This window comes from Streptomyces siamensis, assembly GCF_039543605.1.
In the GTDB taxonomy this organism is placed as follows: domain Bacteria; phylum Actinomycetota; class Actinomycetes; order Streptomycetales; family Streptomycetaceae; genus Streptomyces; species Streptomyces siamensis.
The window spans coordinates 26182-41761 of sequence record NZ_BAABKB010000019.1; the positions used below are offsets into that span (position 1 = coordinate 26182).

Annotated in this window: 19 protein-coding genes; 16 read left to right on the plus strand and 3 right to left on the minus strand. The window is 70.4% G+C overall.

The features are described from left to right. Positions 1-76: 76 nt before the first annotated feature. The 9 genes from ABEB03_RS24035 to ABEB03_RS24075 all read left to right on the plus strand — a co-directional run bounded on the left by ABEB03_RS24035 (position 77) and on the right by ABEB03_RS24075 (position 7842). Positions 77-805 carry a helix-turn-helix transcriptional regulator gene (locus tag ABEB03_RS24035; RefSeq protein WP_345653089.1) on the plus strand — a complete coding sequence of 243 codons (729 nt, stop codon included), beginning with the start codon at positions 77-79 and terminating at the stop codon, positions 803-805. Further along, entirely contained in the window at positions 802-2223 is a 1422-nt protein-coding gene (gene sufB, locus ABEB03_RS24040; RefSeq protein WP_028803409.1) for a Fe-S cluster assembly protein SufB, read from the plus strand. Before ABEB03_RS24035 ends, sufB begins: the two co-directional genes overlap by 4 nt. A 55-nt stretch (positions 2224-2278) precedes the next feature. Then, on the plus strand, positions 2279-3496 hold the full coding sequence (sufD, locus tag ABEB03_RS24045) for a Fe-S cluster assembly protein SufD (protein ID WP_345653093.1): 1218 nt from the start codon (positions 2279-2281) through the stop codon (positions 3494-3496). Then, the gene (locus ABEB03_RS24050) at positions 3496-3819 is read left to right on the plus strand and encodes a non-heme iron oxygenase ferredoxin subunit (protein WP_095933518.1); all 324 of its coding nucleotides are present in this window, start codon (positions 3496-3498) and stop codon (positions 3817-3819) included. The genes sufD and ABEB03_RS24050 overlap by 1 nt, the downstream gene beginning before the upstream one ends. Before the next feature lie 7 nt (positions 3820-3826). After that, positions 3827-4591, plus strand: a complete 765-nt coding sequence (gene sufC / locus ABEB03_RS24055) for a Fe-S cluster assembly ATPase SufC (RefSeq protein WP_028803406.1) — start codon at positions 3827-3829, stop codon at positions 4589-4591. Then, a complete protein-coding gene (locus ABEB03_RS24060) occupies positions 4588-5844 on the plus strand; it encodes a cysteine desulfurase (protein ID WP_095933516.1) in 1257 nt (418 codons plus the stop codon). The genes sufC and ABEB03_RS24060 overlap by 4 nt, the downstream gene beginning before the upstream one ends. Before the next feature lie 15 nt (positions 5845-5859). Then, complete coding sequence (gene sufU / locus ABEB03_RS24065; protein ID WP_028803404.1) at positions 5860-6333, plus strand: Fe-S cluster assembly sulfur transfer protein SufU; 474 nt, start codon at positions 5860-5862, stop codon at positions 6331-6333. Continuing rightward, positions 6330-6668: a metal-sulfur cluster assembly factor gene (locus ABEB03_RS24070; protein WP_028803403.1), complete on the plus strand. Its 339-nt coding sequence runs from the start codon at positions 6330-6332 to the stop codon at positions 6666-6668. The genes sufU and ABEB03_RS24070 overlap by 4 nt, the downstream gene beginning before the upstream one ends. Before the next feature lie 160 nt (positions 6669-6828). Beyond that, entirely contained in the window at positions 6829-7842 is a 1014-nt protein-coding gene (locus tag ABEB03_RS24075; RefSeq protein ID WP_345653101.1) for a sulfotransferase family protein, read from the plus strand. A gap of 12 nt (positions 7843-7854) precedes the next feature. Here ABEB03_RS24075 and ABEB03_RS24080 read toward each other — a convergent pair whose 3' ends face one another. Then, positions 7855-8838 carry a DUF7847 domain-containing protein gene (locus tag ABEB03_RS24080; protein WP_345653104.1) on the minus strand — a complete coding sequence of 328 codons (984 nt, stop codon included), beginning with the start codon at positions 8836-8838 and terminating at the stop codon, positions 7855-7857. Between the two features lie 245 nt (positions 8839-9083). Here ABEB03_RS24080 and ABEB03_RS24085 point away from each other — a divergent pair, with 245 nt between their 5' ends. The 3 genes from ABEB03_RS24085 (at position 9084) to dapD (ending at position 11187) form a co-directional block, all read left to right on the plus strand. Next, entirely contained in the window at positions 9084-9404 is a 321-nt protein-coding gene (locus ABEB03_RS24085) for a DMT family transporter (RefSeq protein WP_095933513.1), read from the plus strand. After that, positions 9404-9940 carry a TetR/AcrR family transcriptional regulator gene (locus ABEB03_RS24090; protein WP_345653107.1) on the plus strand — a complete coding sequence of 179 codons (537 nt, stop codon included), beginning with the start codon at positions 9404-9406 and terminating at the stop codon, positions 9938-9940. Before ABEB03_RS24085 ends, ABEB03_RS24090 begins: the two co-directional genes overlap by 1 nt. A 257-nt stretch (positions 9941-10197) precedes the next feature. Beyond that, on the plus strand, positions 10198-11187 hold the full coding sequence (gene dapD / locus ABEB03_RS24095) for a 2,3,4,5-tetrahydropyridine-2,6-dicarboxylate N-succinyltransferase (RefSeq protein WP_095933511.1): 990 nt from the start codon (positions 10198-10200) through the stop codon (positions 11185-11187). 49 nt (positions 11188-11236) lie between these two features. Here dapD and ABEB03_RS24100 read toward each other — a convergent pair whose 3' ends face one another. Then, positions 11237-11740: a hypothetical protein gene (locus tag ABEB03_RS24100; protein WP_345653111.1), complete on the minus strand. Its 504-nt coding sequence runs from the start codon at positions 11738-11740 to the stop codon at positions 11237-11239. A gap of 136 nt (positions 11741-11876) precedes the next feature. On the opposite strand from ABEB03_RS24100, the gene ABEB03_RS24105 reads away from it, so the two are divergent. Together ABEB03_RS24105 and ABEB03_RS24110 are read left to right on the plus strand one after the other, a co-directional pair. Next, positions 11877-12434, plus strand: a complete 558-nt coding sequence (locus ABEB03_RS24105) for a SigE family RNA polymerase sigma factor (RefSeq protein ID WP_345653304.1) — start codon at positions 11877-11879, stop codon at positions 12432-12434. Beyond that, a complete protein-coding gene (locus tag ABEB03_RS24110; protein WP_345653114.1) occupies positions 12431-13633 on the plus strand; it encodes a WD40 repeat domain-containing protein in 1203 nt (400 codons plus the stop codon). Before ABEB03_RS24105 ends, ABEB03_RS24110 begins: the two co-directional genes overlap by 4 nt. On the opposite strand, the gene dapA is transcribed toward ABEB03_RS24110, so the two are convergent. Then, a complete protein-coding gene (dapA, locus tag ABEB03_RS24115; RefSeq protein ID WP_345653117.1) occupies positions 13620-14570 on the minus strand; it encodes a 4-hydroxy-tetrahydrodipicolinate synthase in 951 nt (316 codons plus the stop codon). The two genes, ABEB03_RS24110 and dapA, sit on opposite strands and share 14 nt — an antisense overlap. A 193-nt stretch (positions 14571-14763) precedes the next feature. Between dapA and ABEB03_RS24120 the strand changes: the two genes are divergently transcribed. Both ABEB03_RS24120 and ABEB03_RS24125 read left to right on the plus strand, forming a co-directional pair. Next, entirely contained in the window at positions 14764-14898 is a 135-nt protein-coding gene (locus ABEB03_RS24120) for a hypothetical protein (RefSeq protein WP_345653120.1), read from the plus strand. Then, positions 14895-15572 carry a hypothetical protein gene (locus ABEB03_RS24125; RefSeq protein WP_345653123.1) on the plus strand — a complete coding sequence of 226 codons (678 nt, stop codon included), beginning with the start codon at positions 14895-14897 and terminating at the stop codon, positions 15570-15572. Before ABEB03_RS24120 ends, ABEB03_RS24125 begins: the two co-directional genes overlap by 4 nt. Positions 15573-15580 lie beyond the last annotated feature (8 nt).

Consider the following 15580-nt stretch of genomic DNA (forward strand, 5'->3'; position numbering starts at 1 on the left):
CTAAGTGATGCACGGCACCGTCGGCCCGTCGGGGCGCGGCTTGTCAGGCTCTGAGGAATTACGCAACAATGGCGTTGTGAAAAACGTTGGCGAGGCTCCGCGAGAGGATCTCGCGGCCGGGTTGCCCACACGCAACCGGGTCGCGCGGTCCATCCTGGATCACGGCCCGTCGACCGTGGCCGACCTCGCCGGGCGGCTGGAGCTGACCCAGGCCGCCGTGCGCCGTCACCTCGACGCACTCGTCGCCGACGACGTGGTGGTCGCGCGCGAGCAGCGGGTCTACGGAGCGCGTACCCGTGGCCGTCCCGCCAAGGTGTTCGCCCTGACGGACTGCGGCCGGGACGCCTTCGACCAGTCCTACGACAAGCTCGCCGCCGACGCCCTGAGCTGGATCGCGGCCCGCGAGGGCGGGGACGATGCGATCCTCTCCTTCGCCCGCGCCCGGATCGCCGCGCAGGCCCGCGCCTACCGCGAGGCCCTCGACGCCGCGGACCCCGAGGAGCGCACCGAAGCGCTGGCCAAGGCCTTGAGCGCCGACGGGTACGCTGCTACGGCGCGCAGCGCGCCGCACCCCCAGCGGGGCGAGCAGCTCTGCCAGCACCACTGCCCCGTCGCCCACGTCGCCGAGCAGTTCCCGCAGCTGTGCGAGGCGGAGACCGAGTTCTTCTCCCAGTTGCTCGGCACGCACGTCCAGCGGCTGGCGACCATCGCCCACGGCGACGGGGTGTGCACCACGTTCATCCCCAAGATTTCCAAGAACACCGACAACGCATCTGCAAGCACGGCCGGGAGGAACCCCGCATGACTCTCCCCACGGAGACTGCCCACCCCGAACTCGAGGGTCTGGGCAAGTACGAATACGGCTGGGCCGACTCCGACGAGGCCGGCGCCTCTGCCAAGCGCGGTCTGAGCGAGGAAGTCGTCCGGGACATCTCGGCCAAGAAGAACGAGCCGGAGTGGATGACCAAGCTCCGCCTCAAGGGCCTGCGTCTCTTCGACAAGAAGCCCATGCCCAACTGGGGCTCGGACCTGTCGGGCATCGACTTCGACAACATCAAGTACTTCGTACGTTCCACGGAGAAGCAGGCGGAGTCCTGGGAGGACCTGCCCGAGGACATCAAGAACACGTACGACAAACTCGGCATCCCGGAGGCGGAGAAGCAGCGCCTCGTCGCCGGTGTCGCGGCCCAGTACGAGTCCGAGGTCGTCTACCACCAGATCCGCGAGGACCTGGAGGAGCAGGGCGTCATCTTCCTGGACACCGACACGGCGCTGAAGGAGCACCCGGAGCTCTTCAAGGAGTACTTCGGCACCGTCATCCCCGTCGGTGACAACAAGTTCGCCTCGCTGAACACCGCCGTGTGGTCGGGCGGCTCGTTCATCTACGTGCCGAAGGGCGTGCACGTCGAGATCCCGCTCCAGGCCTACTTCCGTATCAACACGGAGAACATGGGCCAGTTCGAGCGGACGCTGATCATCGTCGACGAGGACGCCTACGTCCACTACGTCGAGGGTTGTACGGCGCCGATCTACAAGTCGGACTCCCTGCACTCCGCGGTGGTCGAGATCATCGTGAAGAAGGGCGCCCGCTGCCGCTACACGACCATCCAGAACTGGTCGAACAACGTCTACAACCTGGTCACCAAGCGCGCCGTGGCGTACGAGGGCGCGACCATGGAGTGGATCGACGGCAACATCGGCTCCAAGGTCACCATGAAGTACCCGGCCGTCTACCTGATGGGCGAGCACGCCAAGGGCGAGACCCTGTCCATCGCCTTCGCGGGCGAGGGCCAGCACCAGGACGCCGGCTCCAAGATGGTCCACATGGCGCCGAACACCTCGTCGAACATCGTGTCGAAGTCCGTGGCGCGCGGTGGCGGTCGTACGTCCTACCGCGGTCTGGTCGAGATCGGCGAGGGCGCGGCCGGATCCAAGTCGAACGTGCTGTGCGACGCACTGCTCGTCGACACCATCTCCCGCTCCGACACGTACCCGTACGTCGACGTCCGTGAGGACGACGTGTCCATGGGCCACGAGGCGACCGTCTCCAAGGTCTCCGAGGACCAGCTCTTCTACCTGATGAGCCGTGGCCTGACCGAGTTCGAGGCGATGGCGATGATCGTGCGCGGCTTCGTCGAGCCGATCGCCAAGGAACTGCCCATGGAGTACGCCCTCGAGCTCAACCGGCTGATCGAGCTGCAGATGGAAGGCGCGGTCGGCTAACCCCGCCCCATCGGTCAGCACACGTCTTACTCAGAAAGCGAGCACTACGACAGCCATGGCTGAGGCTCAGAACTCCCCCACTCTCGGCTCCGCTCGAGCGGGGGGGCCCCCACCGCTGGGATCCACCACCGCCGGCCAGATCGCGGTGGCCGCCGAGTCGACCGTCGCCACGCGCATGAGCGCGCCTCCGTCCTTCGACGTGGCGGACTTCCCCGTCCCCCACGGCCGCGAGGAGGAATGGCGGTTCACGCCGCTGGAGCGGCTGCGCGGGCTGCACGACGGCACCGCCGTCGCGACCGGCGACGGCGTGAAGGTCGACGTCGAGGCGCCCGAGGGCGTCGTCGTCGAGACCGTCGGCCGTGACGACGCGCGGCTGGGCAGGGCCGGCACCCCCGTGGACCGCATCGCCGCCCAGGCGTACTCGGCGTTCGAGAAGGCCGGTGTCGTCACCGTCCCCAAGGAGACGGTGCTCACCGAGCCGATCCGCATCGCCGTGCGCGGCGAGGGCGGAGTCGCCTACGGCCACCAGGTCATCGAGCTCGGTGCCTTCGCCGAGGCCGTCGTGGTCATCGACCACACCGGTGACGCGGTGCTCGCCGCCAACGTCGACTACATCCTCGGCGACGGCGCCAAGCTCACCGTGGTCTCCGTCCAGGACTGGGACGACAAGGCCGTCCACGTCGGCCAGCACAACGCGCTGATCGGCCGGGACGCCGGTTTCAAGTCGTTCGTCGTCACCTTCGGCGGTGACGTGGTCCGGCTGCACCCGCGCGTCGCCTACGCCGGCACCGGCGGCGAGGCCGAGCTGTTCGGCCTGTACTTCACGGACTCGGGCCAGCACCAGGAGCACCGTCTCCTCGTCGACCACAACACCCCGCACTGCAAGTCCAACGTCGCCTACAAGGGCGCGCTCCAGGGCGACGGCGCGCACGCGGTGTGGATCGGTGACGTGCTCATCGAGGCCAAGGCCGAGGGCACCGACACCTACGAGATGAACCGCAACCTCGTCCTCACGGACGGCGCCCGGGTCGACTCCGTGCCGAACCTGGAGATCGAGACCGGCGAGATCGTCGGCGCGGGCCACGCCTCCGCCACCGGCCGCTTCGACGACGAGCAGCTGTTCTACCTGATGGCCCGCGGCATCCCGGCCGGTGAGGCCCGCCGCCTGGTCGTCCGTGGATTCTTCGCCGAACTGGTCCAGCAGATCGGCGTCGACGACATCGAAGAGCGCCTTCTCGTGAAGATCGACGAGGAGCTGGAGGCGTCGGTCTGATGACCACCACCTTCGTACGCGCCTGTGGACTGAGCGAGCTGGAGGACGACACCCCGAAGCGGGTGGAGCTCGACGGCACGCCGGTCTCGGTCGTCCGCACCGAGGGCGAGGTGTTCGCGATCCACGACATCTGCTCGCACGCGAACGTCTCCCTCTCCGAGGGCGAGGTGGAGGACTGTCAGATCGAGTGCTGGCTGCACGGCTCCAGCTTCGACCTCCGTACCGGCAAGCCGTCCGGCCTTCCCGCGACGCGCCCCGTCCCCGTATACCCCGTAAAGATCGAAGGGGACGACGTGCTCGTCTCCCTCACCCAGGAGTCCTGAGGAACCCATGGCAACGCTTGAAATCCACGACCTGCACGTCACCGTCGAGGCCGACAACGCCACGAAGGAGATCCTCAAGGGCGTCGACCTCACCGTGAAGCAGGGCGAGACCCACGCCATCATGGGCCCCAACGGCTCCGGCAAGTCGACTCTCGCCTACTCGCTCGCGGGCCACCCGAAGTACACCATCACCGGCGGCACCGTCACCCTCGACGGTGAGGACGTCCTGGAGATGTCCGTCGACGAGCGCGCCCGTGCCGGCGTGTTCCTGGCGATGCAGTACCCGGTCGAGGTCCCCGGCGTCTCCGTCTCCAACTTCCTGCGCACCTCCGCCACCGCGATCCGCGGCGAGGCCCCCAAGCTGCGCACCTGGGTGAAGGAGGTCAAGGAGGCCATGGAGCACCTCCACATGGACCCCTCCTTCGCCGAGCGCAACGTGAACGAGGGCTTCTCCGGCGGTGAGAAGAAGCGTCACGAGATCCTCCAGCTGGAGCTCCTCAAGCCGAAGATCGCGATCCTCGACGAGACCGACTCCGGCCTGGACGTCGACGCCCTGCGCATCGTCTCCGAGGGCGTCAACCGCGTCCGCGAGACCGGCGAGGTCGGCACCCTGCTGATCACTCACTACACGCGCATCCTGCGCTACATCAAGCCCGATCACGTCCACGTGTTCGCCGGCGGCAAGATCGTCGAGTCGGGTGGCCCCGAGCTCGCCGACAAGCTGGAGAACGAGGGCTACGAGGCGTACACGAAGGGTGGCGCATCCGCGTGACACAGCTGCCGGGCCTCCTCGACACCGAGGCGATCCGCAAGGACTTCCCCATCCTGGACCGTCAGGTCCACGACGGCCGGAAGATCGTGTACCTGGACAACGCGGCGACCTCGCAGAAGCCGCGCCAGGTGCTGGACGCCCTCGCCGAGTACTACGAGCGGTACAACGCCAACGTCCACCGCGGTGTGCATGTGCTCGCCGAGGAGGCCACGGCGCTGTACGAGGGCGCGCGCGACAAGGTCGCCGCGTTCATCAACGCGCCGAGCCGCGACGAGGTGATCTTCACCAAGAACGCCTCCGAGTCGCTCAACCTCGTGGCCAACATGCTCGGCTGGGCCGACGAGCCCTACCGGGTCGACCACGAGACCGAGATCGTCATCACGGAGATGGAGCACCACTCCAACATCGTGCCGTGGCAGCTGCTGTCGCAGCGCACGGGCGCGAAGCTGAAGTGGTTCGGCCTCACCGACGACGGCCGCCTCGACCTCTCCAACATCGACGAGGTCATCACCGAGAAGACGAAGATCGTCTCCTTCGTGCTGGTGTCGAACATCCTGGGTACCGTGAACCCGGTCGAGGCGATAGTGCGCCGCGCCCAGGAGGTCGGCGCCCTGGTCCTGATCGACGCCTCGCAGGCGGCACCCCACATGCCCCTCGACGTCCAGGCCCTCCAGGCCGACTTCGTGGCCTTCACCGGTCACAAGATGTGCGGGCCCACGGGCATCGGCGTGCTCTGGGGCCGCCAGGAACTGCTCGAGGACCTGCCGCCGTTCCTCGGCGGCGGCGAGATGATCGAGACCGTGTCGATGCACTCGTCGACCTACGCGCCGGCGCCCCACAAGTTCGAGGCGGGCACGCCCCCGATCGCGCAGGCGGTCGGGCTCGGTGCGGCGATCGACTACCTGTCCTCGATCGGCATGGACAAGATCCTCGCCCACGAGCACGCCCTCACCGAGTACGCGGTGAAGCGGCTCGCGGAGGTCCCCGACCTGCGGATCATCGGCCCGACCACGGCCGAGGACCGCGGTGCCGCGATCTCGTTCACGCTGGGTGACATCCACCCGCACGACGTGGGCCAGGTCCTGGACGAGCAGGGCATCGCCGTCCGCGTGGGGCACCACTGCGCACGTCCGGTCTGCCTGCGGTACGGAATTCCTGCGACCACGCGAGCGTCGTTCTATCTGTACTCCACGCCGGCCGAGATCGACGCGCTGGTGGACGGCCTGGAGCACGTCCGGAACTTCTTCGGCTGAGGGGCTGGCTGAAACGTGAAGCTTGATTCGATGTACCAGGAAGTCATCCTGGACCACTACAAGCACCCGCACGGGCGGGGCTTGCGGGATGGCGATGCCGAGGTGCACCACGTCAACCCGACGTGCGGCGACGAGATCACGCTGCGCGTGAAGTACGACGGCGAGCGGATCGAGGACATCTCGTACGAGGGCCAGGGCTGCTCGATCAGCCAGGCCTCGGCCTCCGTACTGAACGAACTGCTCGTCGGCAAGGACGTGTCCGAGGCGCAGAAGGTCCAGGAGACTTTCCTGGAACTGATGCAGTCCAAGGGCAGGGTCGAGCCCGACGACGCGATGGAGGAGGTGCTGGAGGACGCGGTCGCGTTCGCCGGTGTCTCCAAGTACCCGGCCCGGGTCAAGTGCGCCCTGCTGAGCTGGATGGCGTGGAAGGACGCGACGGCCCAGGCACTGGGTGACGAGCCCGACAAGGCTGCGAGGAAGACGGCATGAGCGAGAACGAGACCCTGACGACGAAGCCGGCCTCCGAGGAGGAACTCCGCGAGGCGCTGTACGACGTCGTCGACCCCGAGTTGGGCATCGACGTCGTCAACCTCGGTCTGATCTACGGGATCCACATCGACGACGCGAACATCGCGACGATCGACATGACCCTGACGTCGGCGGCCTGTCCGCTCACCGACGTCATCGAGGACCAGGCCAAGTCCGCCACGGACGGCCTCGTCAACGAACTGCGCATCAACTGGGTCTGGATGCCGCCGTGGGGCCCGGACAAGATCACGGACGACGGCCGCGAGCAGCTTCGCGCCCTCGGCTTCAACGTCTGAGCAACCCCCGCGTCCGACGCGCGAGTCGACGACGGCCCCCGGCAACCGTGCCGGGGGCCGTCGTCGTGTCGTGCCCCTCCCGCTCCGCGCGGCCGGCGTTCACACGGCTTTCTCAGTGGCCTCCCAGGGCGGGCTCATCGGGGCGCGACAGCGTGGGGCCGTGCCAGAATCCGTGCGCCCCGTCTTCGTCCTCGGCTGTCCCCGCTCCGGGACCACCCTTCTCCAGCTGATGCTGCACGCGCATCCACGGATCGCGCTGCCGCCCGAGACGCGGTTCGTCCTGCCGGCCTACGAGGGGAGGCTGGGTTTCGGCGACCTCCGGGAACGCGAGAACCGGGCCGGTCTGGCGCGGTGGATCACCGGGCGCCGACAGACCCGGTTCCACGAACTGGGCGTGGACGCCGGGCAGGTCGCGCGGCGCATCAGCGACGGTCCCCCGACGCTCGGATCGGCACTCGGCATCACCTTGAAGGCGTACGCCGAGGAACACGGGAAGGTCCGCTGGGGCGACAAGCGGCCCGCGTACGCCCTGCATGTCGCCGAGCTGCTGCGGCTGTTCCCCGACGCCCAGTTCGTCCATCTCGTCCGCGACGGACGTGACTGCGTCGCCTCGCTGCTCGGCATGCCCTGGTGGCACCGCGGCTTCCACGAGGCCGTGGCGACCTGGTCGCAGGTCATGGACACCACCCGCGGGCACGCCGGGACACTCGGCCCCGGCAGCTGGCACGAGCTGCGCTTCGAGGACCTGGTCGCCGATCCCGAGGGCCGGCTGCGGGAGGTGTGCGGCTTCCTGGGGGAGGAGTACCACCCCGTGATGAGCGAGCCGCACCGGATGGCCGGGGTGGCGGTGCCCGCGCGCAAGACCTGGCACCGGCGCACCCACGGCAAGCTCGACGTCTCGCGCGCGGGCAGCTGGACGACCCGGCTGACACCCGCTCAGATCGCGCTGTGCGACGACGTGCTGGGCGACCGCCTCGTCTCCCGGGGGTACCCGCTCGCCGGCGCCGTCCGGCCCGACCCCGCCGAGCTGCTGCGCTACCGGCGCGTGGAGTTCTCGCGACGGGCCGCCCACGCCAAGCGGAGGCTGCTCGACCGCGTGGCGCGGGTGCGGGAACCGAATCCCGTCGCCTGCAGTCCGGCCGCCCTGTCCGGGGCGGCGCGGAGCGCTTCGTGACCCGGCAGTCCCTCAGACGCGCGGGTTGGCCTCCGCCGCCCGCAGCAGGACGTCGGCGAGACCTTCGCGGCGGATGCGCCGGTCGATGTAGAGCAGGGTGGTGATCAGCGGCATGAACACCATCGTGAACGCCTGGGCGACGACGCTGAGGACCGTCGAGAGCGTGAACGACAGGCCCAGGTGCGGCAGGCTCTGCGCGAACGCGTCCGACATGCTCGTGGGCTGCGGCGACGAGGGGTCGTAGGGCTGGGGGCTGGGCGTCGTGAACACCGTGGGGATGCGCAGCACCAGCGAGACGATCAGCACGGTCAGTCCGCCGAGCAGCGTGATCCCGAACGTGCGCCACCAGGCGCCCCGGATCAGCCGCATCGACCGCCGCAGCGCCTCGACCGGCCGGGCGGCCTCCAGCACGGCGGCGGCCGGGGCGAAGGAGAAGAGCACCCAGAGCCAGACCGTCAGCGGCATGGCCAGCAGCAGGAGCAGGAAGAAGATCCCGAACAGGCTGTCGCTGCCGGCGAGCAGCGCCGCGAAGAGCGAGACGGCCATCGCGGCGAACAGCAGCATGGGGATCAGCAGGATCAGCCCCATGAGCAGGTTCACGCCGAGCACGGACAGCGTGCGCGGCCAGGAACGCCGCCACACCTGGCCGATGCCGGCCCGCCGGCCGAGGACCGCGTCGTGCAGGGTGGCGACACAGGACGCCTGTACGAAGGCGCTCGCGACCAGCACGGCGATCATCGCGAAGGCCCAGACGCCGCCGAAGGCGACCAGGACGGGCTGGACGTCGCTCCAGCGCGGGCGCCGGTCGCTGTCGTACAGGACGTCCAGCCGGTCACTCACCGAGAAGTACGCGAGGACGGCCGCGCCCCCGATCAGCACCACCAGGGCCAGCTGGGCCAGCGCCGCGAGCCCGAACAGCGGCTTGGCGTACCGGCGCATCGTCGTGAAGGCACCGCCGAAGACATGGTCCACGCCGAGCGGGGCGAGGGGTATCACCCCCGGCTTGGGCGGCGGGGGCGGCGGTGTCCAGCCCCAGCCCGCCGGAGGGCCTCCGTACGGCCCCGCTGGTCCCCACCCCGATGTGTCCGACATTCTTCTTGCGCTCCCATGCTCCGGGAGTCCGACGACTCCGCCCCCACTGTGATGATCGCGAACGATATCCGGTGCGCCGCCCGGTGCCCATGGGGGAGGGGGGAGCAGTTTGTGTACGGGCGTACGCATCGATAAGTACACTCGTACGCATGGGATATGTGCTGCTCGGCGGAGCCATCGCCGCGGAGGTGGCCGCGACCACCGCCATGAAGTACAGCGAGGGTTTCAGCAGGCTGTGGCCGTCGCTGGTGACCCTCCTCGGGTACGTCGTCGCGTTCGCGCTGCTCGCCCAGACGCTGAAGACCGTCTCGGTCGGCACGGCCTACGCGATCTGGGCGGGTGTCGGCACCGCGGTCATCGCCGCGATCGGCATGGTCTTCCTCGGGGAGGGGATCGGCGCGGCCAAGCTCGCCGGGATCGCCCTGATCATCGGCGGGGTCGTGCTGCTGAACCTCGGCGGTGCGCACTGATGGCCCGCCGGTACGACCCCGAGCGACGGCAGCGGATCATCGACGCGGCGATCCGCGTCGTGGGCGCCAGGGGAATCGCCGGGCTGAGCCACCGGACCGTCGCGGCCGAGGCCGATGTGCCGCTCGGCTCCACCACCTACCACTTCAGGACGCTCGACGAGCTGATGGTCGCCGCCCTGCGCCAGGCCAACGAGGGCTTCGCCAAGGTCGTCGCCGCGCGCGGCGCGCTGGAGGACCCACGGACCGACCTCGCCTCCGACCTCGCCGGTCTGATGGGCGAGTGGCTCGCGGGCGATCCGACCGGCGTGGAGCTGGAGTACGAGCTCTACCTCGCCGCTCTGCGCCGCCCGGCCCTGCGTCCCGTCGCGGCCGAGTGGGTCCAGAGCCTCGTGGACCCGCTCGCCCGGCGCACCGACCCCGTGACGGCGCGGGCGCTGGTCGCCCTGATGGACGGGATCTGTCTCCAGGTGCTGCTGACCGGCACGCCGTACGACGAGGCGTACGCCCGCGAGGCGCTGCGCCGGCTCATCGGCTGACCGCACACTCCGTGCACGGGCCTGCGGTCCGGCGGCGTGCGGCCGGCGCTTCGGTCCGGCGGCGTGCGGCCGGCCGTTGAAGGGACCGCACCCGGACGTCCGTCGCCGACATGGACGACGCGGCGGTCCCCGAAGTCGCCCTGGTCGGCAAGGAGCGAGCGGCCCCGACGCGGAGCCGGGCGGACCGTGCGCCCGCACGCTGAGACGCCGGGCACACCGGTTCGCCCGCGCGGCCCCCGCCAAGTTAGGTTTCACCCATGACCGACACGACTGCTACTCGCACCACCGGCGCCGTCGCCGCCGGGCTTGCCACCGTCACCGCCGACGGCACCGTCCTCGACACCTGGTTCCCCGCTCCCGAACTGTCCGCCGAGCCCGGCCCGGCCGGCACCGAGCGGCTGTCCGCCGAGCGCGCCGTGGAGCTGCTCGGCGAGGGTGCGGCCAAGGCCGTCGGCCCGGACGCCCGTCGTGGCGTCGAGGTGGTCGCGGTCCGTACGGTCATCGCCTCCCTGGACGACAAGCCGCTCGACGCGCACGACACCTACCTGCGGCTGCACCTGCTCTCGCACCGCCTGGTGAAGCCGCACGGCCAGAGCCTGGACGGCATCTTCGGCCACCTCGCCAACGTCGCCTGGACCTCGCTCGGTCCGGTCGCCGTCGACGACGTCGAGAAGGTCCGGCTGAACGCCCGCGCGGAGGGGCTGCACCTCCAGGTGACGTCGATCGACAAGTTCCCGCGCATGACGGACTACGTCGCCCCGAAGGGCGTCCGCATCGCCGACGCCGACCGGGTCCGCCTCGGCGCGCACCTCGCCGAGGGCACGACGGTCATGCACGAGGGCTTCGTGAACTTCAACGCGGGCACTCTCGGCACCTCCATGGTCGAGGGCCGTATCTCCGCGGGTGTCGTGGTCGGCGACGGTTCCGACATCGGTGGTGGCGCCTCCACGATGGGCACCCTCTCCGGCGGCGGCAACGTCCGCATCACCATCGGCGAGCGCTGCCTGGTCGGCGCCGAGGCGGGCGTCGGCATCGCGCTCGGCGACGAGTGCGTGGTCGAGGCCGGCCTGTACGTCACCGCGGGCACCCGCGTGACGATGCCCGACGGCCAGATCGTCAAGGCCCGCGAGCTCTCCGGCGCCTCCAACATCCTCTTCCGCCGCAACTCGGTCACCGGCACGGTCGAGGCCCGGCCGAACAACGCCGTGTGGGGCGGACTCAACGAGGTCCTGCACAGCCACAACTAGCTCGGCCCGCGCCGTGTGCCCTCCCGCCGTCCGCGGGAGGGCACACGCGTCATCGGGGCAGGCCCGCGGTGAACTCGGCCAGCGCCGTGAAGTCGTCCTCACCGAGACCGAGCCGGGGATCGACGTGGCGCAGCAGCGCGGGCGCGGGGTGGCGGGCGGCGACGTACGCGTCGTCGGCCGGGCTCTGTTCGTCGTCCACCCAGGCGAAGGGGCGGTCCTGCGCGTACGCGACGATCCGCTCCGTCTTCCAGTGCACTCCGTCGGGCCGCTCGGCGAACAGGGCGCCGGTGAAGTCGACGTACGGGATCTCGGGCAGCCCGATGACGGGACCGATCCAGCGGTTCGCCGCGTCCATCCAGGTGGTCGCCCAGCACAGGTCGTAGTCGAGGGCGAGGAGCGCCCGGCCGTGGTCGGGGTGCAGCCACACCCGCAGCGGCCTGCCCGGCGTCAGCGCCACCCGGATCGTCGTGTAGCCCGCCGGACGGCGCTCCGGCTGGGCCGCGTACGGGTTGAGAGGCCCGTCGACGTCGAGGAACAGCAGCGGTCGGCTCACCTCGTCACCGTAAGGGACGCCCGCCGGGACCTGCTCCGAAATTCTTCCCGGGGCCAGGCATAGCGGCGGCCGGGCGGGGGCGTCACAAGGGGCACAGGGGCGGTTCACCGGAGCCGCCGGGGAAGAGAAGGTGACGATGGATGCCGAGGCGCAGGAGAGCTTCCGACAGTTCGTGGCCAACCGGTCGTCGGCTCTGCTGAAGACCGCGGTGCTGCTCAGCGGCGGCGACCGGCACGCGGCCGAGGACCTGCTGCAGAACGCCCTGATCAAGGCCGCCGGACGCTGGCACCAGATCGACGAACCCGAGGCGTACGTACGGCAGATCCTGTACCGGCAGCAGGTGGGCCGGTGGCGGCTGAAGTGGCCGCGACGCGAACTGAGCGTCGCGGAGCCGCCCGAGACCGCGCCCGGCGCGGACCTCTCCGCCGCCGCCGAACTGCGCGTCGTGATGCGTGGGGCGCTGGCCCGGCTGACCGCACGGCAGCGCACCGTGCTGGTGCTGCGCTACTTCGAGGACCTGCCCGAGGCCGATGTGGCCCGGCTCCTCGGCTGCTCCGTCGGAACCGTGCGTTCCACGACCCATCGCTCGCTCGCCCGGCTGCGGAGACTCGCTCCCGAACTGGCCGCGCTCGGCCAGGGGCGCGAGCCGCAGCCGCCGTCCCGTGACTTCTCGCCCGTGGAGGTACACCGGTGAACGTCGAAGAACTGATCCGCGACACGTTCCGGGAGCAGGCCGAGGACGATCCGCGCACTCCGCCGGGATTCGCCGACCGTGTGCTCGCCGTCCGCCGGCGCCGCAGGGCTCGTACGATCGCCGGCGCCGCGCTGGCGACCGTGGCGGCCATCGCCGTGACGGTGGGCGTCCCGCGGCTCGACGGCGGCGGGCAGGACGTGCGTCCGGCGGGCCCGGTCGACCGGAGCGCTGACATCGTCGCCCGGCCCGATCAGTATCCGCCGCGCGACATGGTCGCCGCGGGCGGCACCGTGCTCGCCGCGTTCAGCGTCCAGTCGCTGGTGAAGCAGCCGGACAAGGACGAGGTTCTCACCCGCACCTACCAACGGCTGGACCGGAAGACCGGACGGTATGTGAAGGACACCCGGTGGTCCGTCATCGACACCGCGCCGAGCTCACGGACCGCGGCCGTGCTGGAACGCACGCTCCCCGCCCGGCGCGTCGGACTGCTCGACCTGACGACCGGTGAGATCCGCCGCTGGATCCCGGTCCCGCAGGGCGTCGCCGGTGTCGCGCTCTCGCCCGACGGCAGGAAGATCGTCGCGACGACGTACTCCAGCGATCCGGACCGGCGCTACTGGAGCCACAGGATCGAGACCTCCGGTCCCGACGGTGAGAAGGGCTGGATGCTGAAGGGCGTGGCCTGCCGTACCGGTTTCAGCATCATCGACGTGGCCTCCGGGCGCACGGAATGGCACCGGGCGCCGGACTGGAAGGACGAGTGGGGACGCTCGCAGGGCGGCCGCTGGGACTTCCGCTTCAGCGCCGACAGCACCCTGCTCTACGAGCACATCGTCACCCAGCCCCACCGCCAGTACCACGATCTTTCGGGCAGGAGCGTGGCCACGCCCGTGAACGAGAGGAAGTTCGAGCTCGATCTGGCCGGATACTCGCCCGACAAGAAGTTCCTGGTCCATCCGTCGGGAGTGCGGGACATGACGACCGGCAAGGACGTGCCGAAGGTGTCCGACTACATGGCGCTTCTTGCCTGGGCCGACAACAAGAGGCTCATCGTCTTCGAGAACAGCCGGCACGGCGACCATCCCCACCGGCTCGCCCTGCTCACCCTCGGCTCGTCCAAGGTCGTACCGCTCACCGCCTACGGGCCGCAGATGATGAACGAAATGGGCTCCTGGGAGCCCTTGTTCAGCGCCCGCTGACCGCCGTTCCGCCCACGCCGGTCGCCTCCCGGTGAGCCGCCAGCAGCCCGTCGACCGCCTCCCGGCCGGCGGGCCGCAGCGGCGCCCGCACCGGACCGGCGGGCAGCCCGAGCGAGTTGAGCAACGCCTTCGCCGTGACCGCTCCGGGCAGACCGGCGGACATCATCGACTCCACCAGCGGGAGCACCTGCCGCTGGCCCTGGGCGGCCATGGCGGTGTCGCCGGCGTCGAACGCGTCGACGATGGAACGGAACTGACGAGGCACCACATTGGCCACCGTGCTGACGTAACCGGCCGCGCCGATCGCGTACAGCGCGAGGACGTACTCGTCGCAGCCCGCGTAGTACGCCAACTCGGTGCGGGCCAGCACCTTCTGGGTGCCCAGCAGGTCGTACGCGCAGTCCTTGACCGCCACGATCCTCGGGTGCCGGGCGAGCCGGATCATGGTCTCCGGCTCGATGCGGGTGCCGGTGCGTCCCGGGATGTCGTAGAGCGCGAGAGGCAGCCCGACGGCGTCCGCGATGTCCAGGAAGTGGGCCTCCAGCGCGTCCTGCGGGGGCCTGCTGTAGTAGGGGGAGACCACCAACAGGCCGTCCGCTCCTGCCTTTTCGGCCTGAAGCGACAGGTCGACCGTGTGCCGCGTGTCGGCGGTGCCCACCCCCGCCACGAGCGCCGCCCGGTCGCCCACCGCCTCGCGCACCGCCCGCACCAGCGAGGCCTTCTCCGCATCCGTCGTGGTCGGGGACTCACCGGTGGTGCCGGACAGCACCAGGCCGTCGCAGCCCTCGGTGACCAGCCGGTCGGCGAGCCGCTGGGCACCGTCGAGGTCGAGTGTGCCGCTGTCCGTGAAGGGCGTGATCATGGCGCACAGGGCGCGGCCGAACGGTGCGGCGTGCGCCGGCGCCGGCGTCGTGGAGTCGGTCGTGGCAGTGGTCATGACGGTAGTCTCGGCACCTCGACCGTGAAGCTCCACTTAATTCTTCTACGAAGTGCAAGCAACAGATGCTAAGCAGTGCCGGCTCCGTCCGCCGGGCGTGCGCCCGCGAGAAGCGGCGGCCCTGGTGCCAACTCGCCCTGTTGTGGGTCACTATGGCCCGGACGACAGTCGTCGGCAGATCGCGGGAGGCGTCATGAGGCTGGGCAAGGCACTCGCCACCGGAGTCGCGGAAGAACAGGACCGGACGCAGGAGGACGGACTTCGACTGCCCGAGGCGGTCGAGGAGCCGGAGACGTCCGTGCCCGAAGAGGTCGCGGCCGGCCGATGAGGCTGCGGCTCCCCGAGGAACGCCCGACGGAGCCGCCGACCGGATACAAGATCGCCCACCCGATGCTGTCCCAGGACGGCACCCGGGCCGGGTTCACCGGTGTGTCGCTGGGCGGTGCGCTGCCGTACGGAGTGCTGGACGAGGCGCGCTGCGTCTACGGACGGCGGCATCGGGCGCCGCACCGCCGCTGCGACTGCGGCTTCCACTGTGTGCACGACCGGGCCACCGCCGAGGCGCTGTTGTGCACCGCGGAGCACCGGGCGGCCGTGCTTCTCGAAGTCACCGTCCTGGGTGCCTACATCCGCTTCGAGCGGGGTTTCCGGTACGCCCGCCAGCGGGTACGGACCGCGACCGTCGGCCCGTGCTCCTGCGGTGCCGTGGCCGGTGCCCTCGCCGACGCCGGCTGGGGGAGGCCAGGGTGGCGCGCGCTCGCGGCGGCGTGCGCGGGCTGTGTGCGCGGGCGTACGTCCGTGTCGCTCGCCGCGTTCGCCCGGCTGGCCGGAGACGGACTGCGGGTCGTGGCGGGCCGCGGTGCGCAGCCCGCCACGGAGCTGCCCGAGGGGCTCGGTGTCCCCGAACTCGTCGCGGAGGCCGCCCTGTTGCAGGCCCGGCTCGACTGGTTCCAGACGCAGCTGACCCGGCTCGACGAACGGCCGGCCGGCGGGGAGGAGTGAGGGAGGCG